This window comes from uncultured Microscilla sp., assembly GCF_947493425.1.
Lineage (GTDB): Bacteria > Bacteroidota > Bacteroidia > Cytophagales > Microscillaceae > Microscilla.
In genome coordinates this window covers 1-600 of record NZ_CANLRP010000450.1, presented here as the reverse complement: position 1 = coordinate 600, position 600 = coordinate 1, and the positions used below count along the sequence as shown (strand labels likewise).

The following is a 600-nucleotide window of genomic DNA, read 5'->3' as shown; positions in this document are numbered from 1 at the left end:
AGCCATTGAGTCGGAAAAATAATAAGACTACCTCTTGCTTTTTACTGCAGTAATTGGCCCTGATTCTCATCGTAAAAGCGGTTTTGTCTACATCAGGAAGGTGTTTTTCACTTTCTTGATGTGCTTTTTCTGCGGGAATGAATTTTTCTTCAATCCAGTCAGAGAGTTTTATTTTTTCACCTTCAATTTCAACGTAATGTGATTTTTTGGTGACACTTATATAATGGAGTCCATTTTGGTTACAGCTCTTTGCCAAATCTGAGTCGCTATACCCATTATCACAACTCAGGTGAAGCTCGGGAAGCTGACAGCCTTCCCGAGCTAATTTTTTACGATAACCTCCCCAACGTTGGATGAGTTTCTGCGCCACTTTCACTGGTTTGTTATATGATTTAGAAGATTTTTTCTTGATAAAATCAAAGAAAAGCGGGTACAATACCCCCTCAATGCTTACGCCTAGACTCAAAACCCGAAAACCATACACACTTGTACCAAATTGACCACTGAAAAATTTACCATAACAGTCCTCAAAATCATTCGTGCAACCCTGAGAGGATAACCAGCTCCGAAATACACTATCATCCAACACCACAGTTACCA

The 600-nt window shown here is 39.5% G+C and carries 1 pseudogene; it reads right to left on the bottom strand.

From position 1 onward, the window contains the following. Positions 1 to 586, bottom strand: a pseudogene (locus Q0954_RS34290) (hypothetical protein); the annotation flags it as partial. Between the last annotated feature and the right edge of the window lie 14 nt (positions 587 to 600).